Source organism: Xanthomonas sp. NCPPB 3583 (assembly GCF_041475715.2).
Taxonomy (GTDB): domain Bacteria; phylum Pseudomonadota; class Gammaproteobacteria; order Xanthomonadales; family Xanthomonadaceae; genus Xanthomonas; species Xanthomonas euvesicatoria.
In genome coordinates, this window is the sequence record NZ_CM191263.1 from 719314 (window position 1) to 744801 (window position 25488).

A 25488-nucleotide genomic window follows, 5' to 3' on the forward strand; every position below is an offset into this window, starting at 1 on the left:
GCCGAGGGTAGTGGCTGCTTGGCGGCGGGGCAAATGCGGATCGGCAGGGGCCGGCCTGGCGGCTCACCGCGTTCGGTGCCGGGCAGGAGCCGGGCGCCGGCGCGTCGCTCGCGCGGCGCATTGCCACGGCACGACGGCCAGGCGAGCGCCAGCGCCACGACTCAAGTTGCTCGTCGCCTCGCCGTTACCTGGGGCGACCTATCCTGACCAGACGCCGCCTGCCGATCACGCCATGACCGTCCTGTTGCCGCCCGTGCCGATGCCCGTCGATGACGCCCTGCGCGTGGAGGCGGTGCGCCGGCTGGGCGTGCTGGACACCGAGGCCGAGGCCGAATTCGACGATATCGCCTGGCTGGCTGCACACGTCAGCGGCGCCACGATGGCGCTGGTGTCGCTGCTGGATGCCGACCGCCAGTGGTTCAAGGCGCGTTGCGGCACCGATCTGGAAGGCACCCCGCGCAGCGCCTCGTTTTGCGCCCACGCGATCATGGGCACCGAGTTGATGGAAGTGCCCGATGCCGAAGCCGACCCGCGCTTCGTCAACAACCCGCTGGTGATCGCTGCCCGCGGCGTGCGCTCGTATGTCGGGGTGCCGTTGATCGGGCGCGAAGGCTACGCCTACGGCACCTTGTGCACGCTCAGCACCCAGCCGCGCATGCTCGAGGACAGCCAGAAACAGGCCCTGATCCGTCTCGCCCGCCAGGCCGCCAAACAGCTGGAAGCGCGGCGCGACCGGCTGGACGCGCAGGCGCAGCGGCAGACCTTGAGCATGTTGCTGGAAGCCATGCCCGACGGCGTGGTGGCGTGCGGCACCGACGGCTTGCTGCGCGAGTTCAATCACGCCGCCCGGCAATGGCATGGCACCGACCCGCGCGTGCTGCCGCCGGCGCAGTGGGCGCTGCACTTCGACCTGTACACCGCCGATGGCAACAGCCTGCTGCCCACCGAGGAAATCCCGCTGCTACGTGCCTGGCGTGGCGAACACGTGCGCAATGCCGAACTGGTCATTCGCGCCACCAACCAGCCGCCGCGCAGCGTGCTCTGCAATGCGGACCCGGTGGTCGGCGACAAGGGCACGGCGTTGGGCGCGGTGTGCGTGATGCACGACATCACCCAGCTCAAGGATGCCTCGGCCGCACTGGCCGGCGAACGCGCGCGCCTGCAGGCTCTGGTGGACGCCTCGCAGGACGTGGCCATCATGGCATTCGACCCGCAGGGCCGTCTGGAACTCTTCAATCCCGGCGCCGAGCGCCTGCTCGGTTACCGGGCCGAGGAGGTGCTGGGCACCTGCCCGGCGCAGTTCCATCTGCCGGCCGAACTGGAGCGGCACATGGCGACGCTGGCGTTGTCGCCCCCTTCGTACCTGAAACTGGCTGCGGCCGCGGCTGGCGATGTGCTGGCCGAAGAACTCTGGACGCTGGTACGCAAGGACGGCGATCTGCGTCGCGTGCGCCTGTGTTTCAACGTGATCCACGATGCGCAGCAGGGCCTGGCCGGGTATCTGGCGATGGCCATCGACGTCACCGCCGAACTGCAGGCGCAAGCCGCCGCGCAGCTGGCCGCCGAACGGTTCACCGGTGCATTCGAAACCGCGCCACAAGGCATGGCCATCGTGTCGCTGGAAGGTGAGTGGCGCGACGTCAATCCGGCGCTGTGCGGCATCCTGGGCTATTCGCGCGAGCAATTGCTGCGCACCACCTTCCAGCAGATCACCCATCCCGACGATCTGCAGATGGACCTGCAATTGGTCCAGGACCTGATCGACGGAAAACGCGACAGTTACAGCCTGGCCAAGCGCTACATCAGCCAGCACGGCGCGGTGATCTGGGCGCAGCTGTCGGTGTCGCTTGTGCGCGATAGCAGCGGTGCGCCGGTGCATTTCGTTTCGCAGATCCAGGACGTGACCGAGCGCCACGTGGCCGCCGAGCGGCTGGCCGAAAGCGAAGCGCGCCTGCGCGCGATCAGCGACGCCACGCCCACCCTGGTGGCCCAGTTCGATGCCGGGCAGCGCTACCTGTTCGCCAATGAAGCGCATCGCCACTGGCTCGGCGTGGAGCCTGCCAGCCTGGTCGGTCGCCACATTACCCAGGTACTGGGCGAAGACCTCAGCACCGCCGCGCGCGCTGCGCTGGCACAGGTGGTGGCCGGGCAGCGCGCCAGTTTCGAACATGTCCTGGGCGGCAGCACACCGCGCGATGTGGAAGTCACCCTGGTGCCCGAAACGCAGACTGCCACGCCCACGCAGGGCTTTTTCCTGATGGCCCACGATGTCACTGCGCACAAGACCCTGCACCGCCTGATGCACGAGCGCGCCACCCGCGATGCCTTGACCGGCCTGCCGAACCGGCACGCATGGTCCGAAGCGCTGCAGGTGGCGGTTGCGCAGGCGCAACAGCAGCAACGCGCGGTGGCCGTGATGTTCCTGGATCTGGACGGCTTCAAGCGCATCAACGATGTCCACGGACACCGTGCCGGCGATGCGGTGCTGGTGGCGTTCGGCAGCTGCCTGCAACGCGCGGCAGGCGAGCGCTATCTGGTGGCGCGTCTGGCCGGCGACGAATTCGTCGTGTTGCTGGACGGGTTGGAAGATGCGCAGGCCGAATGCGCCGCGGTGGCAGAGCGTATCCGCACGCTTGCCGCGGAAGGCGCCACGTTTGGCGATGAGCATCTGCCGATCCAGCCCAGCATCGGTGTGGCCTGGCAACACGGCGCACAGGCCGAGGCGTCCAGTTTGATGCATGCCGCTGACGAGGCGATGTATGCAGCCAAGCGCGCGCGGCAGCCAGATGGGCAAGCGCCTTGATCTTAGGCGTGGTGTGGGTGCGGGGCAGCTCATGCGCACTGCCGGAAACTGCGTACTTCTGCTGTTAGGTTCAAACGCAAACCGCAAACCGCAAACCGCAAACCGCAAATAGCCAGTGCCTGACTGCGTGACGGTGGGCATCGGATCGGCGCGGCAGCCAACGGTTGCCGGCGGCGTCAAGCGAGTGGGACGACGCAGAGCACACCGATGGCACACGCCAACGGGCTATCGCGTGGGACAGCCTCGCCGGGAAGACGCCGCGCCCGCGTCGCAAAAAGGCAACGATACGCGTCCGTGCCTGGGGAACGCTCGATAGAGCGCGTCGAGACCGACCCCGGCACGTTGCGCGCCGCGGTTGATGCTCAGGTGCCCGGTCAGTCGCTTTACAGCACCCCACCATCGCTTCGCGCAGGCTGGCGTGGTGGGGTCGGCCCACGATTGCGGCGAACCCTGATGCGGACGCATGGCAGATGGCGGGCTTATTGTGCCGATCCCAAACCATCAGTCGCCGTGATTGCTGCACATGCCACCGACATCGCCTGCCGCACAGGCGCGAGCGCTCGTGTGCGTGGCAGGCGATATCGCTCACGCACGTCGCCTGTGCTCGTGCACAGCGTGCTTGGCGGCCGCCGGCTTCGTAGCGGCAAGCGCGTTCGTTGCGCCACGTACCGGCGGTGTTCCGGCATCCGATGTCAGCCGGAACACCGCCACGGCGCGGGTCAGGTCTGCTGCCTGGTCTTCCATGCTGCGCGCGGCCGCGGTGGCTTCTTCCACCAGTGCGGCGTTTTGCTGGGTCATTTCGTCCAGCTGCATCACCGTGGTGCTGACCTGTTCGATGCCGGCGCTTTGTTCGGTGCTGGCCGCGGTGATCTCGGCCATGATGTCGGTCACGCGCTTCACCGAGCTGACCACCTCGGTCATGGTGCTGCCGGCCTGTTGCACCAGCTCCGAACCCTGCGCCACTTTTTCCACCGAATCGGAAATCAGCTGCTTGATTTCCTTGGCAGCACCGGCCGAGCGCTGCGCCAGGGCGCGCACTTCGGTGGCGACCACGGCAAAGCCACGGCCTTGCTCGCCTGCGCGCGCTGCTTCCACGGCCGCATTCAGCGCCAGGATGTTGGTCTGGAAGGCGATGCCGTCGATCACCCCGATGATGTCGGAAATACGCGCCGACGATTGCGTGATCGCCTGCATGGTGCTCACCACTTCCTGCACCACGCGGCCGCCGCTCTCGGCCACATCGCCGGTGCCCTTGACCAGTTGGTTGGCCTGGCGCGCGTTGTCGGCGTTCTGGCGCACGGTGGAGGTGAGTTCTTCCATCGAAGCGGCGGTTTCTTCCAGGTTCGCTGCCTGATGCTCGGTGCGCGTGGACAGGTCGGCATTGCCGCTGGCGATCTCGCCTGCCGCGGTATTGATCATCTCGGCCGAGTGCTGGATGCCCTGCACGATGCTGGTCAATTGGATGGCGGTGCGGTTGGCTGCATCGGCCAGGCGACCGAACGCGCCTTCGTAATGCGACTCCACGCGCTGCGACAGGTCGCCGTCGGCGATCGCGGCCATGATGCGGCCCACATCGTCCAACCCGGCGTCGGCCTGCTGCATCAGCCGGTTCAGCGCCTGCACCATTTCCGCAAACGCGAACTGGTAATGCGATTGGTCGCCACGTGCGGAGAAATCGCCGCGCGCAGCTGCATCGGCCAGGCGCGCGATGTCGCTGTTGATTGCAGACAGATTCTCTTTCACCGTATCCAGCGCCTGATGCAAGGCTGCGCGCTGGCCGGGCAGGCGACGCATGTCGCGGCGCAGATCGCCACGGCCGTAGTCGCTCATCACGTCCATCGCTTCGTTGATGGCATCTAGATGTTCGAATACCACCGTGTTGACGCCGTGCGCCAGCGTGCCGTAATCGCCGGGGAAATCTTCCGGAATGCGGTGCGCGATGTTCTCGCCCTGCTGCAGGCGGATCATGGTCTGCATCTCGCCGTTGAAGCGCTGCAGCTGGGTCTGCATCTGCTGCATGCTGTGCATCAGCTGGCCGGTTTCATCGCGCGATTCCACGCGGATGTCGTTGTCGAAGCGGCCCGAGGCGATGGCTTCGGCAGTGCGCGAGGCAGCGCGCAGCGGCGCGGCCATGGCCGAGGCGATCAGCCAGCACAGCCCGATCACCAGCGCCACCAGGGCGCCGCCGATCAAGGTCAGGGTGCGCGTGAAACCCCACGCCTGCACTTGGATGTCTTCGGCATACACGCCCATCACCAGCACCCAGTTCCAGGCCGGAAAGGTCTTGGCATAGCTGATCTTCGGTAGCTGTTCCTTCTTGCCCGGCTTGGGCGCGTCGTAATAGCTGAAGCCGTCGCCGCTATCGATGGCGGTCTTGATGTCGCGATACACGTATTGCCCGGCATCGCTCTTGTAGTCGGTCATGTCGGTGCCGACCGGGCGCTTGGGATGCATCAGGATGCGCATCTGCGGGTCGACGATGAAGAAGTAATCCACCCCGTCGTTGGTGCGCATGTCGGCCAGCGTGGTGCGCGCGGCTTCCTTGGCTTGCTCCAGGCTCAGCTCGCCGGCTTTGACCTTGTCGGCATAGTGCTGCATCACCGTCAGGCCCATCTCCACCTCGGTCTTGACGCTGAGCTTGCGCGCCTCCACCAGATCCAGATATTGCAGGCGCGCGGCGGCCATCGCCAGCAGGATCACGCCCACGGTCAATAGCGTGCACAACAGGACGAACTTTCGGGTGAGCGGGAGATTGGCAACAGAACGACGCAAGAGGGAAACAACAGGCATGACAACGACATCCAGAACGCGCGCACGGCGCTACATCATGGATAGCGGCTGATTCACATGCAGGTTGAATACTAACTGCGGCAGCGTCCGCTCAGGCGATGCAACAACGTGCCAATGCAATGTAGGAGCGCACCGGCCGCGACAAGACGTATCGGTAACGTTCCTCGCGCCCGCGCTGCTACGGAAGCATCAGCATTGGTCCATCGATGCAACGGCGGACACGCACTGCGTGTCCGCCGCATTGCATCAACCTGCAGCGCAGAAGCCGAACTCGGCAGTGGCGCCGGGCGCCAGCGTGCGGTTGAAGTCCACGCCGCTGGCCTGGAGTGTGGTGCCGCTCTGTGACCAGGTAACGTTCCAGGCGTTGTTGACGGTGCCGGTGACTGTCAGCGAGATCGACCAGTTGCCGCTGGCGGTGCCGGTATTGGTGACCTGCACGCGGTTGCAGTAGCCTCCGTTCCACCTACTGTCCGGGATCACCTTGGTACTGAAGCCCGCGCTTGGCGTCGGGCTTGGCGTCGGGGTTGGCGTCGGTGTCGGCGTGGGGGTCGGCGTTGGCGTCGGTGTGCTGTTGCTTACCGTTCCCCACAGCGTCCGCAACAAGGTCATCTTGTCTTCGCGCACGCTGATCCAGTCGTCGCGCAGGATGCCGCCGGTATCGCCGCTATTGGGGTTCCACGACCAATAGAACCCTTCGTTGATGCCCTTGCCACGCAGGTACTTCACCAGCGCGTCCTGCCAGACTTTGTCGCGCGCATCGCCTTCGCCGTACTTGCCGCCGAATTCGCCCAGCAGCAGTGCGTGATTGCCGGCAAACTGGCCGAAATGGCGGTCCCAGATCGCAGGCATGTTGTTGGGGAAGTTGCTGTCGTTGAAGTACGACTGCACGAACACGTCCGGGCCGTACACATGCGGTGCCAGCAACAGTCGGTTGGCCGGAATGTTCAATGGGGTGCAGGCCAGCGGCTGCAGGCTGCCACCCCAGAAGATGCCGCCATTGGTCGAACACACCGGGTTGTCGGTGATGCCTTCCACCGCAATGATCCACTTCGGCGCCACCGCAAGCACGGCGGCAGAACCGCGCTCGGCGGCCTTGTTCCAGTCGGTGGCGGCGTTGCCCGTGCCCCAAGTCGCGGCGCCGTGCGGCTCGTTCTTCAGATCCACGCCGATCACCCTCGGCACGTTCTTGTAGCGGTTGGCGACAAAGCGCAGATCGTCCAGCCATTGCGCTTCGGAATATGAACTGGTGTACCACAGCTCGGAAATCGCCGCGCAGTCGGGCGTGTGGTGATCCAGCAGCACATACATGCCGCGTGCGTTGAATTCGTTGATCACCTTGTCGAGGATCTGCAGCGAGGTCAGGCCCTGCAGATCGGCGTTGCGGCTGTAGTCGATGCTGCTGGGCATCTGGCCGCTACGCAGCGTGGCCGGGCAAAACGGCAGGCGCACCGCGTTGAAGCCCAGGCCCTGCATCTGATTGATCATCTCCTTCCAGTTGCGTGCCCACAGGCCATGCATGACATGGTTGCCGGTCTCGAAGCCGAACACGTTGACGCCCTTGAGCTGAACCACGTTGCCGTTGTCGTCGACGATCTTGTTGTTGCTGACCGAATAGCTGAAAGCCGGTGCGGCTGTGAGCGCTAACATCGTTGCCAATGCGAGCGTACTTGCAGTCCTGAAAATGGACATGATGGTCTCCCTGGATGACCGAACTCGACGGCCGAGTGCGGTGAGGGGGGCATCTTGGTCTTCGGCTGCGCCGTGTGGCGTGACCGCTGCCACAGAAGAGCGCAGTGGCGCACCGATCACACGCAAGCTGCGGGCGAGGTCGCTTTCCCGCACACTATCGCTGCTGCGTGCTGTCCGCAGGCTGTCCTTTTTGTCCCCCGGAGTGTCCCTCAATGTCCTTGTTGCGTGCCGAAATGGCGCAATGGCGCGCCTCCCCCGCGCGCGAACTCATGGCCGGTGCGGTCGCCACATTTGCGCTGATTCCCGAAGTGATTGCATTCGCGTTCGTCGCCGGGGTGGATCCGCAGGTGGGCCTGTTCGCATCCTTCGTGATCGGCATCGTGATCGCGTTTTGCGGGGGGCGGCCGGCAATGATTTCGGCTGCGGCCGGCTCGGTGGCGCTGGTGGCTGCACCGCTGGTGGCCGCGCACGGGTTGCCCTATCTGCTGGCCGCCGGCCTGCTCGCTGGCATGGTGCAGATCCTGTTCGGGTTGTTGCGCCTGGGCGTGCTGATGCGCTTTGTCAGCAGTTCGGTGCGCACCGGTTTCGTCAACGCGCTGGCCGTGCTCATCTTCGCAGCGCAACTGCCGCATCTGCTCGGGGCCAACCTGACCACCTGGGTCATGCTGGGCGCAGGCCTGGCCATCATCTACGGCCTGCCGCGTCTGCGCCTGCCGGGGCTGTCGGCGATTCCCTCGCCCCTGCTGTGCATCCTGCTGCTCAGCGTGGCCGGTACCGCGCTGCATCTGCCGCTCAAGACGGTGGCCGATCTGGGCAAGCTGCCCAACGCGCTACCGTTCCTGCAATGGCCGGCGGTGCCGTTGACGCTGGAGACGCTGCGCATCATCGCGCTGCCGGCACTGGCCATTGCCATGGTGGGCCTGCTCGAGTCGATGATGACCGCGCGCGTGGTCGATGAGCTCACCGACACGCCCAGCAACAAGAACCGCGAATGCACCGGCCTGGGCATCGCCAACGCGGCGGCCAGCCTGTTCGGCGGCATCGCCGGCTGCGGCATGATCGGGCAGACCGTGGGCAACGTGAAATACGGCGGCCGCGGCCGGCTGTCCACGTTGTTTGCCGGCGTGTTCCTGCTGATCCTGATGGTGCTGCTCAAGCCGTGGGTGTCGCAGGTGCCGGTGGTGGCGCTGGTGGCGATCATGGTGATGGTGTCGGCGGAGACCTTCGACTGGCGCTCGCTGCGCACCGTGGTGACCCACCCGCGCACCTCCAGCGTGGTGATGCTGGCCACCGTGGCGGTCACATTGTTCACGCACAACCTGGCGGCAGGTGTGGCGGTCGGCGTGCTGCTGAGCGGGGTGTTCTTCACCTTCAAGGTGGCCGGGTTGCTGCAGATCGCGCATCACGATGGCGCGGATGGCGTGCGCACCTACAGCGTGCGCGGGCAGGTGTTCTTCGCCTCGGCCGATGTGTTCATCGACGCCTTCGACGCACGCGAGGTGCCCGGCCGCGCAGTGGTGATCGATGTCGGCCGCGCGCACTTCTGGGACATCACCGCGGTGGCGGCACTGGACAAGGTGGTGCAGCGTTTGCGTCATCACGGGCTGGACGTGCAGGTGAAAGGCCTGAATGCCGGCAGCCGCCGCCTGATGCAGCGGCATGCCTTGGGCGAAGACGCGCTGGAATCGGCACTGCCTTAGAGCGTGTTATTCACGTTGAGATGGAATGCGCCTGGCACGCCTGCGGCGCGTCATCCCGGGCTGTCCGTGCGCTGAGCGCGGCTGCGAGCGAATTCAAGTTCCGGCGGGCGACGCCGATGATTCGGCATCCTCATTGCCGGTCGTCGCTGTGATGCCAGTGGGTTTCAGCCCGAGATGTGTACCTGCGTGCCAAGCCCGGCATGACGGGTTCGTGTCCGCCCGCCGGAGGGCGCAGCCGTGACCAACGCACCGTTGCTGGAACGGATGGTGGACCTGACCGCCATCCGCGATGCGGACCTGCTCGATCTGAGCCTGTTGCGCACCGTGCGCGAAGTCTGCGCGGCCGAAGAACTTTCGCTGCTGCGCATCGCCCCGGACAGCAACAGCATCGCCGAAACGCGCCTGCGCGACGATGGCCGGCTGGCGTTGACGGTGGCGGAGATCCACGATGCGCGCACGCGCATCCAGCTGGCCGAGGTGCATGGGCCGGGCGATGTGGTGCAGCTGCACGAAGACGGCCGCGCCCTGCTGGTCTACCCGATGATGGAAACGCGCGGCATCCGGACCTGCCTGCGGGTGGGCGGGACGCGTATTCCCGGCGTTGCCGAGCAAGCGATGCTGCAGGGCTTTGCGCGCTTCTTCCAGAACTACCGCAGCCTGCTCGACGACGCCCAGCGCGATGCGCTGACCGGCCTGCGCAACCGCAAGACCTTCGACGATGTGATCCTGCGGCTGTTTGCCGGTGGTGCCGACTCCGCCGCAGAGCAGGGCGTGTGGCTGGGCATCGTGGACATCGATCACTTTAAGCGCGTCAACGACACCTTCGGGCATCTGTATGGCGATGAGGTACTGCTGCTGGTCGCACAGCTGATGCAGCGTGCCTTTCGCCAGGACGACCTGCTGTTCCGCTTCGGCGGCGAAGAGTTCGTGATCGTGTTGCGCGGCGTGGACCGCGACACGGCCGTGAGTCTGTTCGAGCGATTCCGGCTGGCGGTGGCCGAGCACCTGTTCCCGCAGGTGGGGCAGGTCACGCTCAGCACCGGCATCGTCGAACTGACGCACGGTCGGCTGATCAGCGAAATGCTGGACGAAGCCGACAAGGCGCTGTACTGGGCCAAGCAGAACGGCCGCAATCGCGCGGCGGTCTATGCTGAGCTGATTGCCGGTGGGCAATTGCAGCAGGTTGCGCAACCAGTGGGCAGCATCGATCTGTTCTAGGCGCCAGCGCGGCGCTGAAACAGGCCAGAGCTCTTGGCCGTGGATGCAGACACGAAGCTTCTGCAGTATTCATCGCACCCGCATCGCATGCTTCGGCGCAGCCGCAGGTATCGGCCTGCACGCGATGCTGGCTACACTCCAGGGCTATCCATGATGCGGGGTGTGCAATGAAGCGAGTTGCCGTGGGACTTCTGGCGATGGCGGTCTCGACCGCACTGATGGCGGCCACGCCGAGTTTCGATGGCGCGCGCATCTCGCGCGACGTCAAGGAACTGGCCTCCGACGCCTATGAAGGCCGCGGCCCGGCCACTGCCGGCGAAGAAAAGACCATTGCTTATCTGAGCGAGCAGTTCGCCGAAGCCGGCCTGCAGCCGGGCGGCGACCTGGCCAACGGCAAGCGCGGCTGGACCCAGGCGGTGCCGTTGCGGCGCGCCGATATCGTCGGCACGCCGACCATTGCGGTGCAGAACGCGGGCAAGCCGCAAACGCTGACCCAAGGCAAGCAAATCGCCATCCGTGCCGCGCTGGATGGCTCATCCAAAGTGGAGATCGCCAACGCGCCGCTGGTGTTCGTCGGCTACGGCGTCAAGGCGCCCGAGCGCAACTGGGACGATTTCAAGGGTGTGGACCTGAAGGGCAAGATCGCGGTGGTGCTGATCAACGACCCGGATTTCGAAACCGGCAAGGGCGACTTCGACGGCACCGGCATGACCTACTACGGCCGCTGGACCTACAAGTACGAAGAAGGCGCGCGCCAGGGCGCACTCGGCGTGCTGGTGGTGCACGAAACCGCGCCTGCCTCGTATGGCTGGGACACGGTGGCCAGCTCCAACACCAACACCATGTTCGACGTGGTGCGCGACAACCCGCGCAGCGCGCATCCCACGCTGGAAGGCTGGATCCAGCGCGATCTGGCCACCGAGCTGTTCAAGCACGCCGGGCTGGATTTCGAGACCTTGAAGAAGCAGGCGCAGACGCGCGGGTTCAAGCCGGTCGAGCTCAAGGACCAACGTTTGAGCGCCAGCTACCAGGTCAAATCCGATGTGATCACCTCGCACAACGTGGTGGCGCGGCTGGAAGGCAGCAAACATCCGGACGAGACGCTGATCTACAGCGCGCACTGGGACCATATCGGCGTGGGCAAGCCGGATGCACGCGGCGACACCATCTTCAACGGGGCACTGGACAATGCCAGCGGCACCGCCGCGCTGCTGGAGCTGGCGCGTGGTTTCGCCCAGGGGCCAACGCCTGAGCGCTCGGTGGTCTTCCTGGCGGTCACCGCCGAAGAAAAGGGCCTGCTGGGCTCGGAGTTCTACGCCTCCAAGCCGCTGTACCCGCTGGACACCACGGTGGCGGTGATCAACATGGACGGCATGAATCCGTTCGTGCCCTCGCGCGACTTCGGCATCTACGGCACGGCAAAGCTCGAGCTGCTCGATCAACTGAAGAGCGTGGCCGCGCAATCCAAGCTGCGTTACACGCCCGATCCCAAGCCGCAGGCCGGGTATTTCTTCCGTTCCGATCATTTCTCGTTCGCCAAGCGCGGCGTGCCGGCGCTGTCGTATGCAGCCGGCCAGGATTGGGAAGTGGGCGGCGTGGCGGCGGGAAAGGCGGCCGCCGACGACTACACCGCCAAGCGCTATCACCAGCAAGGCGACGAATGGAAGCCGGATTGGACCTTCGCCGGCGCCGCCCGCGACCTGGGCGTGCTGTATGCGTTGGGCCAGCAGCTGGCCGACTCGCGCCAGTGGCCGAACTGGAGCCAGGATTCGGAGTTCCGCGCTACCCGCGACGCCAGCGCGGCGGCACGCAAGTAAGACGGCTCACAACGTCATTGCGCGAGGACCAGGGCTGCTGCCCTTGCGCAATGGCGCATGTGCCATATCGATATGCCGCGTTTGAATAAGCCTTGCCTGCCACGCGGCTTGTGCTTGCTGTTGTCGGTCACAGCAAGCGGCGAACGTTCTGTGTAACGCCCTCGCTGCTGGCGGCATGGATGCCGCATCGCGCCCCAGATGCATTCACGGCGTGTCCGGCGAGCGGCGAGGGCACTGCGCACGCGACACGGCGGGCCTAAGGATCGCCGAGCGCTCGCAGACGTCATTGATGCCTCGATCAAGCGGTTGCATCAGCAAACAAAACCACGTGCGACGAGCCGCTTTCCCGGGCATCGCGCAACTGTCTGGTGCGGCGAGGACGCCGCATACTCGACCAATCAAGCTGTTGCCGCAGGCCTTGAGAACGTTCGACCACCGCAATGCCTGGAATTCCAGAGCGCCTTGAGCGATGCAGAGCGACCAACCAATCGCTTGTCCCAACCTCTGACCGCATCGGCACAACGCAACGCCAGCGCCCCGTCGCCGCAACCGATTGCACGCCATGGCACACCAATTGCACCTCTCCGGCAGGATGGCCCGGCCAGCGGTCCGTGACAGCGTCTGCGCTAGGCTGCAATCTGTTGGGGTTGCGTTCGGTCGGTGCGGCGTAGTCTGCCGCGCGGTCCTCGTGGGGGAGGGCGAAGACCGTACGCGGCGTTCGTTCCTTTAACGGTCGATTCTTTAGGATGAGCTGCGAGGTGAGATTGCAGCCAGGAGAACTTGTGCATCGGAGTGGTTTCAGAGCGTCTTGGTCGTACACCGTCGGGCTCGCCCGCTCGGCCGCGTGCCAGGCAACATCGCACTGCATGGCGGGGATGGACCTCCCGTGTCAGCCCGCACTGTCGTCCTCGCGCGACGGGCAGCCCTGATGGATGGCACCGTGACTCCTTCCCCGACAACGACTGCAATGCCCCCCGTTTCCGCCCTCGATGCCGGCACGCCCACGCTGCCGCCGGAAGCACCGCTGGCGATGCCCGAACAGAACCTGCGCGAAGGCAGCCTGCAAGTGCGCCACCAGCGCACTTCGCCGCCCGGCATCGGCGTGCGCCGCTTCTATTTGATCGGCGGCACCTTCGCCACCACCGCCATCGCCGTGTGGGTGATGCTCAGCGTGCTGTGGCCCGACGGCATCAGCGTGCTGGAAGGCTGCCTGCTCGGCCTGTTCGTGTTGCTGTTCGCCTGGATCGCCATGTCCTTCGCCAGCGCGGTGGCTGGTTTCGTCACCGTGGTGGCGCGCGCCGGCCGCAAGCTCGGCATCGACCCGGAGCAACCCCTGCCCACGCTGCGTTCGCGCACCGCGTTGCTGATGCCCACCTACAACGAAGACCCGCGCCGGCTGTTGGCCGGCCTGCAGGCCATCTACGAATCGGTCGCCGAGACCGGCCAGTTGGAGCATTTCGATTTCTTCGTGCTCAGCGACACCACCCGCGAGCACATCGGCCGCGCCGAGGAGCTGGTCTATAACGAACTTTGCGATCGCGTCGACGGGCACGGCCGCATCTTCTACCGCCGCCGCGCCGACAACGCCGCGCGCAAGGCCGGCAATGTGGCCGACTGGGTGCGTCGCTTCGGCGGCAGCTACCCGCAGATGCTGATCCTGGACGCCGATAGCGTGATGACCGGCGACACCATCGTGCGGCTGGTCGCCGGCATGGAAAACAACCCGGACGTGGGCCTGATCCAGACCTTGCCGGCAGTGGTCAACGGGCAGACCCTGTTCGCCCGCATGCAGCAGTTCGGCGGGCGCGTGTACGGGCCGATCATCGCCTTCGGCGTGGCCTGGTGGCACGGCGCCGAGAGCAATTACTGGGGCCATAACGCCATCATCCGCACCCAGGCCTTCGCCGATCACGCCGGCCTGCCGTCGCTGCGCGGGCGCAAGCCGTTCGGCGGGCATGTGCTCAGCCACGACTTCGTCGAAGCGGCGCTGATGCGGCGCGGCGGCTGGGCCATGCACATGGTGCCGTACCTGCAGGGCAGCTACGAAGAAGGCCCGCCCACGCTGACCGACCTGCTGATCCGCGACCGCCGCTGGTGCCAGGGCAACCTGCAGCACGCCAAGGTGGTGAGCGCCAAAGGCCTGCACTGGATCAGCCGCATGCACATGCTGATCGGCATCGGGCATTACTTCACCGCGCCGATGTGGGGTCTGTTGATGCTGATCGGCATCGGCATTCCGCTGGCCGGCGGCGGTATCGATCTGGCCGGCGACCTGCCGTTCTCGCCCGCCCGTTACTGGCACGGCAGCAGCCAGGGCAATGCGATCTGGATCTTCATCTGCACCATGTTCGTGTTGCTGGCGCCCAAGCTGCTCGGCTACATCGCGTTGCTGCTCAACCCGCGCGAACTGCGCGCCTGCGGTGGTGCCTTCCGCGCTGCGGTGAGCATCCTGCTGGAGACCGTGCTGGCCGCCCTGATGGCGCCGGTGGTGATGTACCTGCAGTCGCGCGGTGTGTTCGAGGTCCTGGCGGGCAAGGATTCGGGCTGGGATGCGCAGGTGCGCGACGACGGCAAGCTGTCGTGGCCGGCGCTGTTTCGCAGCTATGGCGGTCTGACCGTGTTCGGCCTGTTCATGGGCGCGGTGGCCTACGCGGTCTCGCCCGCGCTGGCCGCCTGGATGGGGCCTGTGATCGTCGGCATGGCGTTGTCGATTCCGGTGGTGGCGCTGACCTCGCTGCGTCGCACCGGCATGGCGCTACGCCGCGCCGGCATTTTCTGCATCCCCGAAGAACTCGACCCGCCCAAGGTGCTGGTGCGTGCCTCCGAGCTGCGCCGCGCCGCTGCGCTGGAACCGTCGCTGATCTGAGTGTGCGTCGGCGCCGGCCTCATTGGCCGGCGCTGTGGCGCGGTCGCCTGCAGAGGCCCGTGGCGATCGGCGGGCCTCAAGCCTCTGGCGCCGGTTGATCTGGCCCACCCCTCGCGCAAGGCATAATGCCCAGCCCGCAAGCGGAGCTGGATGATGCTGGAAGTGATCGAACGCGAGACCGGACCGAACCCGCAATGGAGCGTGCTGTGGCTGCATGGCCTGGGCGCCGATGGCAGCGACTTCGCCCCGATGGTGCCCGAGCTGGTACGCCCGCAGTGGCCCGCGCTGCGCTTCGTGTTCCCGCATGCGCCGATCCGCCCGATCACCATCAATAACGGCGTGCGCATGCGCGGCTGGTACGACATCGTCGGCATGGATTTCGCCCAGCGCGCCGACAAGGCCGGCATCGCCGAATCGGTCACCCAGGTCGAGGCCTTGATCGCCCATGAGCAGAGCCGCGGTATCGCGCCGGAGCGCATCCTGCTGGCCGGCTTCTCGCAAGGCGGCGCCGTGACCCTGGCCGTTGGCCTGCAGCGCAGCGTGCCGCTGGCCGGGCTGATCGCCATGTCCACCTATCTGCCGGATCCGGCCGCGGCCGCCAGCCAGTTGCAGCCGGCCGCCCTGCGCCAACCGCTGTTCATGGCGCATGGCACGGCCGACCCGGTGGTGCCGTTCGCGGCCGGCCAGGCCAGCATGCAGACCTTGCGCACGCTGGGTTTCGCACTGGATTGGCACACCTACCCGATGGGTCACCAGGTCTGCCTGGAAGAGATCGAGGCCTTGCGCAACTGGATGCAGGCACGCTTCACCGCTGCCTGAGCCCATGGCCCAGCGCGCACCGCAGATCGCCTGGATGCCGGACCTGTGCCGGCTGCCGCGGTTGGGCGCGATGCTGGGCCTGGCCGAGTTGGTGGTGCTGGTGGTGACCTTGGTCCCCGACGCCGGCGCGCGCAACATCACATTGTCGCGGTTCCTCTCCGCCAGCGGCCTGGCGCTGTGGCTGGCATTGGCGGTCACCGTGCTGCTGTGCGTGTTGCGGCCCACCTTGTCGCGATTGCCGCCACGGCTGGGCGGGCTGAGCGCCTTGCTGATCGCTGCCGTGGTGGCGATGCTCGGTGCCGGCATCGTGCATGGCCTGTATGCGGTGCTCGGGCAGGTCCCGCTGGGCGCGCAGGTCGGCTTCTGGCGGTTCACGCTCGGCAGTGCGGCCACGGTGGTGCTGATCACTGCGCTGGCGCTGCGCTACTTCTATGTCAGCGACCGCTGGGAGGCGCAGGTGCAGGCCAATGCACGCGCCGAGGCGGATGCCCTGCAGGCGCGCATTCGCCCGCACTTCCTGTTCAACAGCATGAACCTCATCGTCAGCCTGCTGCGGCGCGATCCGGTGGTGGCCGAACAGGCGGTGCTGGACCTGTCGGATCTGTTCCGCGCCGCCCTCGGCGCCGGCGAGGGCGTCTCCACCTTGCGTGCCGAATGCGAACTGGCCGAACGCTATCTGGCAATCGAATCGCTGCGCCTGGGCGAGCGCCTGCAAGTGCGCTGGCACCGCCAGGAACCGTTGCCGTGGGAGCTGCCGATGCCGCGCCTGGTGCTGCAGCCGCTGGTCGAAAATGCGGTACTGCATGGCGTTTCGCGCATGCCCGAAGGCGGTACGCTGTACCTGTCGCTGCGTCAGCGCGGCAACCAGCTGCAGATCCGCATCGTCAACCCGGCGCCGCAGCCCGGCACCCAGTTGCCGCTGCTGGCCGGCGCCGGGCATGCCCAGGCCAGCATCTCGCACCGGTTGGCGTTCCAGTTCGGCGCCGGGGCACGGATGGCGGCCAGCTGGGCTGAAGGCTACTATGCCTGTGAGATCACATTGCCGCTGCCGTGAGGGGAAAGTCACTGCAGCGAGGGGGAGTCCATGACGGCCACGCAGGTGCGGGTGCTGATCGCCGATGACGAGCCACTGGCGCGCGAGCGCCTGCGCATGCTGCTGGGCGAGCATCCGCAGGTCGAGGTGATCGGCGAGGCCGAAAACGGCCAGCAAGTGCTGCAGCAGTGCGAACAGCTGCGCCCGGACCTGGTGCTGCTGGATATCGCCATGCCCGGCGTGGACGGCCTGGAAACCGCGCGGCTGCTGCGGCAAGGCCAGCCGCCGCCGGCGGTGGTGTTCTGCACCGCCTACGACCAGCATGCCTTGTCGGCGTTCGACGCGGCCGCGCTGGATTACCTGATGAAACCGGTGCGCCCGGAACGGCTGGCATCTGCACTGGAGAAAGTCGCCACCTTCCTGGCCGGCCGCGTGCCCGGCACCGCGCCCAGGCCGCTGCGCACCCATCTGTGCGCGCGCCTGCGCGGCAGCCTGCGGCTGATCGCCATCGGCGACATTCGCTATCTGCAGGCCGAAGAGAAGTACGTCATCGTCCATCACACGCGTGGCGAGGACTTGATCGAAGAGTCGCTGAAATCGCTGGAAGACGAATTTGCCGACCGCCTGGTGCGCATCCATCGCAATTGTCTGGTGGCCCGCGATGAACTGGTGGAACTGCGCCGCAGCGGCGATGGCCAGGTCCACGCGGTGCTGCGCAACGTGCCGCAGACCCTGGAAGTGAGTCGTCGCTGCGTGGCCAGCCTGCGCGATCAACTACGCCAACTGTGAGTTCGGTGCCGGCTCCGCGATAATGCCGGCATGACCACGCTCCGTATCGCCACCCGCAAAAGCCCGCTTGCCCTCTGGCAGAGCGAACATGTCGCCGCCGCGCTGCGTCAGCACCATCCCGGCCTGGAGGTGGTGCTGGTGCCGATGAGCACCCGCGGCGACGAAGTGCTGGACCGGTCGCTCGCCGCCATTGGCGGCAAGGGCCTGTTCCTGAAGGAGCTGGAGTTGGCGATGTTGCGCGGCGAAGCCGATTGCGCGGTGCATTCGCTCAAGGACGTGCCGATGGAACTGGACGCCCCGTTCGTGCTGCCGGCCATCCTGGAACGCGGCGATCCGGCCGATGCGCTGGTGTCCAATCTCTACGCCAGCCTGCAGGCGCTGCCGCTGGGCGCGCGCGTGGGCACCTCCTCGCTGCGCCGCCAGGCCCAGTTGCGTGCCGCGCGCCCGGATCTGGAATTGATCGACCTGCGCGGCAACGTCAACACGCGGCTGGCCAAGCTCGACAACGGCGGCTACGTCGCCATCGTGCTGGCCTGCGCCGGCCTGCAGCGGCTTGGGTTGGAAGCACGCATCAGCGCGCGGCTGGACGCGCCGGAATGGTTGCCGGCACCTGCGCAGGGCGCGGTGGCGGTGGAATGCCGTGGCGACGATGCACGCATCCACAGTCTGCTGGCGGTGCTGGATGCCGGCCGCACGCGTGCCTGCGTGGAAGCCGAGCGCGCCATGAACCGCGCCCTGCACGGTAGTTGCCATGTGCCGGTGGCCGCCTTCGCGCGCTGGGAAGGGCAGGGCCTGTTCCTGCAGGGCATGGTGGGCAGCGCCAGCGACGGCCGCCTGATCCACGCCGATGCGCACGGCAGCGCCGAAGATACCGAAGCGCTTGGCCGCCGCGTTGCGCAAGGGCTGTTCGACAAGGGCGCCGCGCAGCTGCTGGCCGAGCTGTAACGCGCTGTCGCGTCAACGTGTAACGCGACCGACATCGACGCCGGCGCCCAAGCGCAAGCTCCAGACCCAGCCGCTACACACGCAATGCCGCCCCCACGCAGCGCCCGCTCTTCGTAGCAGCGGCCCTGGCCGCGAGAGGCTTTATCGGGAACGCCCTCGCGGCCAGGTCCGCTCCTACCGTTCGCGGTTGTTTACTTGAACGTGTAGACCAGATTGACCGTGGTCAGCGTATCGGTCTTCTTGTCGCCGTCGCTGACGTCGCTGTTGTGACGCATCTGCCACGCCGCCTTCAACGCAAAGTGCGAGTTCATGCTGACCTGCACGCCGAAGTCGTTTTGCGCATAGGTGTTGTACTCGCCCGATTCCACCAGCAGCGTGTTGATCAGATCGGTGTTGTCGGTGACGGTGTACTTCAGGTCGAACAGGCCGCGGCCGATCAACCCGGTTTCGTTACGGTCTTCGTCGCTGTTGTGCGCGCGGCGCACACCCGGGCCCACCTGCGCATCCAGGTAGAAGCGGTCGGCGTCGATCAGGCGCGTGCCATAGCCGATACCGAAGGTGGCCAGACGGTCGTAGGTGGCGAAGTCGTCGTGTTCGTAGCGGCCGGTGGCCGTGAGCTGGCGGTGTTCGCCCAGCTGCAGTGCGCTGCCGACGCTGCCGGTGTAACGCTCGGCGGTGGTCTGGCGCTCGCGCGTGGTGCTGCCGTCGTCGTTGGTGTTGGTGTATTCCGAACTCGAACGCAACGCGGTGGCATCCAGGCTATGGATCCAGTCACCGTCGGTGTAGCGCAGGCGCACGCGGCCGTTGAGGCTGTCGGTGGTGCTGTTGCCATGCGCCGCTGCGTAGCCGAGCTCGCCGCTGCTGCCGCTCCACGGCGACGGCAGTACCACGGCGGCCGGGTCTGCCGGCGCCGGTGCGACTGCCTGGGCCCAGACGGAGGGCGTGATCAACAACAGCGGCAACAGGGCAGACAACGGGACACGGCGGGACATGGGCAGCTCGCTTTGGAAGGCGGGAGAGGGGTGGAAGCGATTTCATGATAACGGACTGTGCGGTGACGTCATCGCCAAGTGAATATCCGCTTCATTGCCGGTTGGGACGCCGAAGGCGGCATGGACCGGAGCGGCCCTGCAGACGGGCGCGGCGATGAAAGGCGATCTTGGAAGCGGTGGGCGATGTGGTCGCAGTGGCTGGAGCGACCTGCGAGGTCGTTGTCAGGGGAATGAATGGTGGTTCGGGGCGAATGCCCGGCGTGAACCGCAGCGACCTGCCCGGGTGCGCGTGCGCATGGCAGGCGGCCTGGCGATGTCATCAGGACTTCTGGCCAGCCAGTGGCAGGAGCCTGAGCGGCCCGGGGCGTCGCGTGCCAGCGTTACCGGCGATGCCTGCCAACCCGGGGCCTGCGCGACCGCGCGCACGACCCCGGCATGCAGTGGCTGTGCGACCGACCCAACAGACCAGGCCGCTGCATCGCACATCCTCCGGGCGCTTGCCGCTGTCTGCCAGCCGTCACATCGCGATGCTCACCCCGCCGCGCAAAGACTCGGACATAATCGACGCATGGACCGCTACGAACGCATCAACTCCCTGCATCGCTTGCTCAAATCGGCACGCTACCCGGTCACGGTGGCGCGGCTGCAGGATGAGCTGAGCTGTTCCCGCGCGACTGTCTACCGCGATCTGGCGTTTCTGCGCGACGCGCTGATGGCACCGGTGGAAGGCGACGGCGAATCGGGCTTTCGCTATCTCTCCGGCGAAAGCGACCGCTTCGAATTGCCCGGCCTGTGGCTGAGTTCGGAAGAACTGCACGCACTACTGGCCTCGCAACAGCTGCTCGCGCGCACCGGCGGCGGGGTGTTGTCTTCGATGCTGGCACCGCTGCAGCAGCGCATCGAAGGACTGCTGGCTGCCCAGGCCGGCGTCTCGCAGTGGCCAGTGGATCGGGTGCGGGTCATTCCACATCGCGGCCGCAAGCTGGACGAAGCCAGCTTCCGCACCGTGGCCTCCGGCGTGCTGGAGCGCAAGCAGCTGAGCTTCGACTACCGTGCGCGTTCCACCGACGAATCGACCAAGCGGACGGTGTCGCCACAGCGCATTACCCATTACCGCGACAACTGGTATCTGGACGCGTGGGATCACGGTCGCGACGGCGTGCGCAGCTTTGCGGTGGACCGCATCAACCACGCGCGTCTGCTCGATGCGGCGCCGCGCGATGTGCCCGACAGCGAACTGGACGAGCAGCTTGCCGCCAGCTACGGCATTTTTTCCGGGGCGCCCAAGGGGTGGGCGACCATCGTGTTCAGCTCCAAGGCCGCGCGCTGGGTTGCCGACGAACATTGGCATTCCAAGCAGCAGGGCCGCTTTCTGCCCGATGGCCGCTACGAGCTCAAGTTGCCCTACAGCAACTCGCGCGAACTGCTGATGGACGTGCTGCACTACGGCTCGGACGCAGAAATTGTCGAGCCCATGTCGCTGCGCGAGCAGGCCAAGGCGTTGTTGTCGCTGGCGCTGAGCAATTACGACTGAGCGTGGTAGACAGTTGACGCATACGGCAGGGCCGCAGTTGCGGCAGGCACGTGCACGCGTCTGGAAGCTGCATCAGCCCTGGTAGGCGCAGATGCGATCAATGGCGCCCAAGGCCTGAAGTGGCCGAGGTGCGAAGCGGATTCGGCCTTATGACGTCTCAGGCCCCATCTTGCACCGCGAGCATCTGCTGCGGCTGCAAGCCCAGGCAGTGGAAGTCAACCAAATCCTCACCCTGATGCCACTGCTGCTCTACCCAGGCCTGTCCCCACCGATCCACCTCGTAAACCTCGAACGTTTCGCCGAGCATCGAGAGAAGCCGGTCTCTTTCCAGTTGCGGCAGGTGGCAGACAGTGGACTGGTGGAGATGCGTGACCTGGACACGCGTGCCGACCCGAACGACCAGGCCGATGCTGTCAGTTGTGGTTTGCTCCGGCATGGGGCCTGATACCTCGGTTAGCCGAGCCGCGACGCGGCGTCGGCTCGGACGAATTGCCAGGCCGCGCGACAGGCACGATCACAGGAGCTAGCGCTGCCACAGGCCGTGATCGTTTCCGCCGAGCAGGTAGATGGCACATCGACCCCAGCCGGGAAGTTCCATCGGTGGGACTGCGACCGTGCCGCCTGCCTCCACGATGGCCGAAACAGCCGACTCGATGTCTTCGACGAGCCAGTAGGGGCGAACAACGGGCCGTTCCGACTCGCGCAGAGGTGCGCGTACACCGACGATGCCGCCGCCGGCCAGGTATGCGGTGCGGGCGTTACCCAGCTCGGGTACCGGCTCGCCGAATTCGGCGCCCTGCACCGCGTAGGCGGCACAGACCTCCTCCGTGTTGCAGGTAACGATCTCCAAGTACTGAACCTTCAAGCCACACCTCCAACGGATGACGTCCGATCGTGCTAGCGCTTGTTCGGCACTTCAAAGCCCAGGCGGTCCACCTGTTCGCGCAGCTGCGGTACCCGCTTGAGTTTGTCGGTATAGATGGAATAGTCGTCGCGCATCTTGTTGACCAGCATGCGGTACTGGTCGCGGCTCATGTCCGGCTTGCGCGAGAAGATCCAGGCCAGGTCGCGGCCCGGGTAAGAGATCAGCATCCACGAGCCGTCGGGGGCGATCTCCAGGATGCGCTGCTTGGCCGGGATGACCTTGTAGAACCACACGCGCCAGTCGCGGTTGCCGCTGTCGGCATCCACCGAGGCGCGCGCATTGACTTGCTTTTCCGGTTCGCCGAATCCGTCGCGGTACAGATAGCGCACCGCCACCTTGCCGTCTTCGACCAGGGTGTATTCGTCGCGGCTGGTGACGTGGCCACGCTCGACCGCGTTGGGCATGCGCGCAATCACGTACCAGGTGCCCATGATCTTGGACAAGTCGATTGCCGGCTCCGTGGCGGACGTGTCCTTGGCGTGTGCCACGGGCAGGCCGAGGACGAGCAGAACAGCGAGGGCGATCGTAACGGTCAGGCGCATCGCAACATCACAAAGAGGCAGTCGGAGCAGCACACTACCGCATGCAGGGGGCAAGTTCGCGTCAACGGTCGGGTCTGGCATCGGCAGCCGGGCAATCCGCGGCAGACGCCGGGCGGCTGGGGCCGGCTGGCGGGCGCCGATCAGGCGCTGGCACCGCGACCGACCGGCTGGCTGCGCCGCGCGGCGTCGGTCCGGTGCCGCGCGCCGACGTTGCAGGGGGCCGCAGCATTCGTGGAGGCCGGTGACGCGCCTGCGCAGGCGCCCCAATCGCGCCCCGCAGGATGCCCGCGTCAAGGTCGCAGCTTGTGAGATGGGCTGCGGCAATCCTGCGCGCCTGTTGTGATCCTTCCTGCCACGGAGTTCCGCCATGTCGCATCGTCCTGCTTCCCGTTCCGAACGTCCCGACCCGCGCGTGCTGCGCCCGGTGCGGCAGATCGCCCTGGCCGGGCTGGCCCTGGTGCTGGTCTGGCCGGCCGCGCGAGGTAGCAGCGAGTGGATCGGCTGGTTGCCGCTGTGGCTGGTCGGCATGCCGATGCTGGCGTGGTGGAGCCTGCACCGGTTTGCCCTGCCTTCGTTGGCAACGCGTGGCGCGCGCCGTGTTGCGCCCCGGCGGCGTGGCCCGCAGGCCCAGCGCCGGCGCAGCGCTTCGCGTACGGCGACACAGGCGCGCGCAGCCTGACCTTCGGCAGGGTTGGCTGGCGGGGCGCTGTGCTACGTTCCGGGCATTCGTGTTTCCGGAAACATTCATGTCCAAGTTCGCCTCGATCTGCCTGGTTGCCGGCCTGATCACCGCTGGCGCCGTCTCTGCAGAGGAACCCCCCGTGTCCAACGATCCCTACGCCTGGCTGGAAGATGTCACCGGCGCCAAGCCGCTGGACTGGGTCAAGACCCAGAACGCCAAGACCGAGGCGCGGCTGGCCAGTACGCCGGCGTTCAAGCAGATGGAAACCAGCATCCGCGAAGTGCTGGATTCGGACGCCAAGATTCCCGGCGTGCAGAAGATCGGCGCGTTCTACTACAACTTCTGGAAGGACAAGCAGCACGAGCGCGGCCTGTGGCGGCGCACCACGCTGGACGAGTACCGCAAGGCTTCGCCCAAGTGGGAAACGGTGCTGGACCTGGATGCGCTCAACAAGGCCGAAGGCGAAAACTGGGTGTGGCACGGTGCCGACTGCCTGCGCCCGGACTACCAGCGCTGCCTGATCGCGTTGTCGCGCGGCGGTGCCGATGCCGATGTCACGCGCGAGTTCGATCTGGGCAGCAAGCAATGGGTCAAGGACGGTTTCTTCCGCCCCGAGTCCAAGGGCGGGCTGGGCTGGATCGACCGGGACACCGTCTACGTGTTCACCGATTTCGGCGCCGGCAGCATGACCAGCTCCGGCTACCCGCGCATCGCCAAGCAGTGGAAGCGCGGCACGCCACTGACTGCTGCGACCGTGGTGTACGAAGGCAAGCCGACCGATATGTACATCGCGGCCATGCATGACGACACGCCCGGTTTCGAGCGCGATTTCGTCAGCCGCACGCTGGCCTTCTACAACGACGAGCTGTATCTCAAGGGCGCCGACGGCAAGCTGGTCAAGGTGGACGTGCCCAATTCGGCCAGCAAGTCGGTCAAGCGCCAGTGGCTGACGCTGGAGCTGCGCGAGCCGTGGACGGTGGGTGGCAAGACCTACAAACCCGGCACCTTGCTGGCCACGCGTTTCGACGATTTCATGGCCGGCAAGCGCAACTTCGATGTGTTGTTCGAACCCACCGACACCACCTCGCTGGCCGGCATGGCGTGGACCAAGTCGCACCTGGTGTTGAACGTGCTGGAAGACGTCAAGAACCGTCTGAGCGTGATCACGCCTTCGCGCGATGGCTGGAAAAAGAGCGCGTTCGTCGGTGCGCCGAGCTTTGGCACGGTGGATGTCGGCGCGGTGGATAGCGACGACAGCGACGCGCTGTGGCTCACCGTCACCGATTACCTGACCCCCACCACCTTGTCGTGGGTGGAGGTGGGCTCTGCGCCGCAGCCGCTCAAGACCATGCCGGCGTTCTTCGATGCCGGCAAGGACACCATCGAGCAGCACTTCGCCACCAGCAAGGACGGCACCCGCGTGCCGTATTTCCTGGTACGCCCGAAGACCTTGAAGCTCGACGGCAGCGCGCCGACCCTGCTGTACGGCTACGGCGGTTTCGAGATTTCGATGACGCCCAATTACTCCGGTGGCCTAGGGCGCGCGTGGCTGGAGAAGGGCGGCGTCTACGTGGTGGCCAATATCCGCGGCGGTGGCGAATACGGCCCTCGCTGGCACCAGGCCGCGCTCAAGCAGAACCGCCACAAGGCGTATGAAGATATGGCCGCGGTGGCCAAGGATCTGGTGGCGCGCAAGATCACCTCGACCAAGCATCTGGGCGTGCAGGGCGGCAGCAATGGCGGCCTGATGACCGGCAACATGCTCACCCAGTATCCGGAGCTGTTCGGTGCGGTGGTGGTGCAGGTGCCGCTGCTGGACATGAAGCGCTACAGCCACCTGCTGGCCGGCGCCTCGTGGATGGCCGAATACGGCAACCCGGACACCGACGACTGGAAGTTCATCCAGACCTTCTCGCCGTACCACCTGTTCGATGCGAAGAAGACCTATCCGCCGGTGATCTTCCTGACCTCCACGCGCGACGATCGCGTGCACCCCGGTCACGCGCGCAAGATGGCCGCCAAGATGATCGAGGCCGGCAAGGACGTGACCTATTACGAGAACATCGAAGGTGGCCACGGCGGTGCGGCCAACAACGCGCAGGCCGCGCATATGGCCGCGCTGGCGTACAGCTTCCTGTGGGAGCGGTTGGCCGACTGAGGCGCCGTCCACATGCGGCATGATGCGTCGCGCGACACGAGGCCGCTGGCAGTTTGCAGCGGCCTCGTGTCGTTAGAGGGTTTTGTCTTAGGTCAACATGCCCAAGCGTGCGCGATGTTGGCCTTGCCGATGGCGTTGGCGGTCAGCGGGTGCGCAGTGGAGAACGCGCGTGCTACGCAATGCGCA

At 66.3% G+C, this 25488-nt stretch carries 18 protein-coding genes; 12 read left to right on the forward strand and 6 right to left on the reverse strand.

Annotation, left to right across the window (positions count from 1 at the left end; genetic code table 11):
- Window positions 1–10 precede the first annotated feature (10 nt).
- Window positions 11–2803, forward strand: a complete 2793-nt coding sequence (locus ACCQ07_RS03175) for a PAS domain S-box protein (RefSeq protein ID WP_372363781.1) — start codon at window positions 11–13, stop codon at window positions 2801–2803.
- 585 nt (window positions 2804–3388) lie between these two features.
- On the opposite strand, the gene ACCQ07_RS03180 is transcribed toward ACCQ07_RS03175, so the two are convergent.
- Window positions 3389–5575 carry a methyl-accepting chemotaxis protein gene (locus ACCQ07_RS03180; RefSeq protein ID WP_029818585.1) on the reverse strand — a complete coding sequence of 729 codons (2187 nt, stop codon included), beginning with the start codon at window positions 5573–5575 and terminating at the stop codon, window positions 3389–3391.
- Between the two features lie 264 nt (window positions 5576–5839).
- Entirely contained in the window at window positions 5840–7282 is a 1443-nt protein-coding gene (locus ACCQ07_RS03185) for a cellulase family glycosylhydrolase (RefSeq protein WP_372165163.1), read from the reverse strand.
- 212 nt (window positions 7283–7494) lie between these two features.
- On the opposite strand from ACCQ07_RS03185, the gene ACCQ07_RS03190 reads away from it, so the two are divergent.
- The 8 genes from ACCQ07_RS03190 to hemC all read left to right on the forward strand — a co-directional run bounded on the left by ACCQ07_RS03190 (window position 7495) and on the right by hemC (window position 18469).
- Entirely contained in the window at window positions 7495–8982 is a 1488-nt protein-coding gene (locus tag ACCQ07_RS03190; protein ID WP_014089296.1) for a SulP family inorganic anion transporter, read from the forward strand.
- 237 nt (window positions 8983–9219) lie between these two features.
- Window positions 9220–10200 carry a GGDEF domain-containing protein gene (locus tag ACCQ07_RS03195; protein ID WP_071118716.1) on the forward strand — a complete coding sequence of 327 codons (981 nt, stop codon included), beginning with the start codon at window positions 9220–9222 and terminating at the stop codon, window positions 10198–10200.
- Window positions 10201–10367: 167 nt separating this feature from the next.
- The gene (locus tag ACCQ07_RS03200) at window positions 10368–12017 is read left to right on the forward strand and encodes a M28 family metallopeptidase (protein ID WP_014089297.1); all 1650 of its coding nucleotides are present in this window, start codon (window positions 10368–10370) and stop codon (window positions 12015–12017) included.
- A 967-nt stretch (window positions 12018–12984) separates the two neighbouring features.
- Complete coding sequence (gene mdoH, locus ACCQ07_RS03205; RefSeq protein ID WP_008574349.1) at window positions 12985–14883, forward strand: glucans biosynthesis glucosyltransferase MdoH; 1899 nt, start codon at window positions 12985–12987, stop codon at window positions 14881–14883.
- Between the two features lie 150 nt (window positions 14884–15033).
- A complete protein-coding gene (locus tag ACCQ07_RS03210; RefSeq protein WP_218531775.1) occupies window positions 15034–15702 on the forward strand; it encodes an alpha/beta hydrolase in 669 nt (222 codons plus the stop codon).
- A 4-nt stretch (window positions 15703–15706) separates the two neighbouring features.
- On the forward strand, window positions 15707–16756 hold the full coding sequence (locus ACCQ07_RS03215) for a sensor histidine kinase (protein ID WP_008574347.1): 1050 nt from the start codon (window positions 15707–15709) through the stop codon (window positions 16754–16756).
- A 30-nt stretch (window positions 16757–16786) separates the two neighbouring features.
- Window positions 16787–17524: a LytR/AlgR family response regulator transcription factor gene (locus ACCQ07_RS03220; protein ID WP_014089299.1), complete on the forward strand. Its 738-nt coding sequence runs from the start codon at window positions 16787–16789 to the stop codon at window positions 17522–17524.
- A 30-nt stretch (window positions 17525–17554) separates the two neighbouring features.
- Window positions 17555–18469, forward strand: a complete 915-nt coding sequence (gene hemC, locus ACCQ07_RS03225) for a hydroxymethylbilane synthase (RefSeq protein ID WP_372363782.1) — start codon at window positions 17555–17557, stop codon at window positions 18467–18469.
- 191 nt (window positions 18470–18660) lie between these two features.
- On the opposite strand, the gene ACCQ07_RS03230 is transcribed toward hemC, so the two are convergent.
- Window positions 18661–19461, reverse strand: coding sequence for a DUF481 domain-containing protein (locus ACCQ07_RS03230; protein WP_008574344.1), 801 nt, complete (start codon window positions 19459–19461; stop codon window positions 18661–18663).
- Window positions 19462–20029: 568 nt separating this feature from the next.
- On the opposite strand from ACCQ07_RS03230, the gene ACCQ07_RS03235 reads away from it, so the two are divergent.
- The gene (locus tag ACCQ07_RS03235) at window positions 20030–20995 is read left to right on the forward strand and encodes a helix-turn-helix transcriptional regulator (RefSeq protein ID WP_005916857.1); all 966 of its coding nucleotides are present in this window, start codon (window positions 20030–20032) and stop codon (window positions 20993–20995) included.
- A gap of 157 nt (window positions 20996–21152) precedes the next feature.
- Here ACCQ07_RS03235 and ACCQ07_RS03240 read toward each other — a convergent pair whose 3' ends face one another.
- The 3 genes from ACCQ07_RS03240 to ACCQ07_RS03250 all read right to left on the reverse strand — a co-directional run bounded on the left by ACCQ07_RS03240 (window position 21153) and on the right by ACCQ07_RS03250 (window position 22462).
- The gene (locus tag ACCQ07_RS03240) at window positions 21153–21431 is read right to left on the reverse strand and encodes a hypothetical protein (protein ID WP_218556308.1); all 279 of its coding nucleotides are present in this window, start codon (window positions 21429–21431) and stop codon (window positions 21153–21155) included.
- Window positions 21432–21518: 87 nt separating this feature from the next.
- Window positions 21519–21860: a VOC family protein gene (locus ACCQ07_RS03245; RefSeq protein WP_122273317.1), complete on the reverse strand. Its 342-nt coding sequence runs from the start codon at window positions 21858–21860 to the stop codon at window positions 21519–21521.
- Between the two features lie 32 nt (window positions 21861–21892).
- Window positions 21893–22462, reverse strand: coding sequence for a lipocalin family protein (locus ACCQ07_RS03250; RefSeq protein WP_008574341.1), 570 nt, complete (start codon window positions 22460–22462; stop codon window positions 21893–21895).
- 367 nt (window positions 22463–22829) lie between these two features.
- Between ACCQ07_RS03250 and ACCQ07_RS03255 the strand changes: the two genes are divergently transcribed.
- Together ACCQ07_RS03255 and ACCQ07_RS03260 are read left to right on the forward strand one after the other, a co-directional pair.
- Window positions 22830–23141 carry a hypothetical protein gene (locus ACCQ07_RS03255; protein WP_014089304.1) on the forward strand — a complete coding sequence of 104 codons (312 nt, stop codon included), beginning with the start codon at window positions 22830–22832 and terminating at the stop codon, window positions 23139–23141.
- 67 nt (window positions 23142–23208) lie between these two features.
- Window positions 23209–25302, forward strand: coding sequence for a prolyl oligopeptidase family serine peptidase (locus ACCQ07_RS03260; RefSeq protein ID WP_008577312.1), 2094 nt, complete (start codon window positions 23209–23211; stop codon window positions 25300–25302).
- Window positions 25303–25488 lie beyond the last annotated feature (186 nt).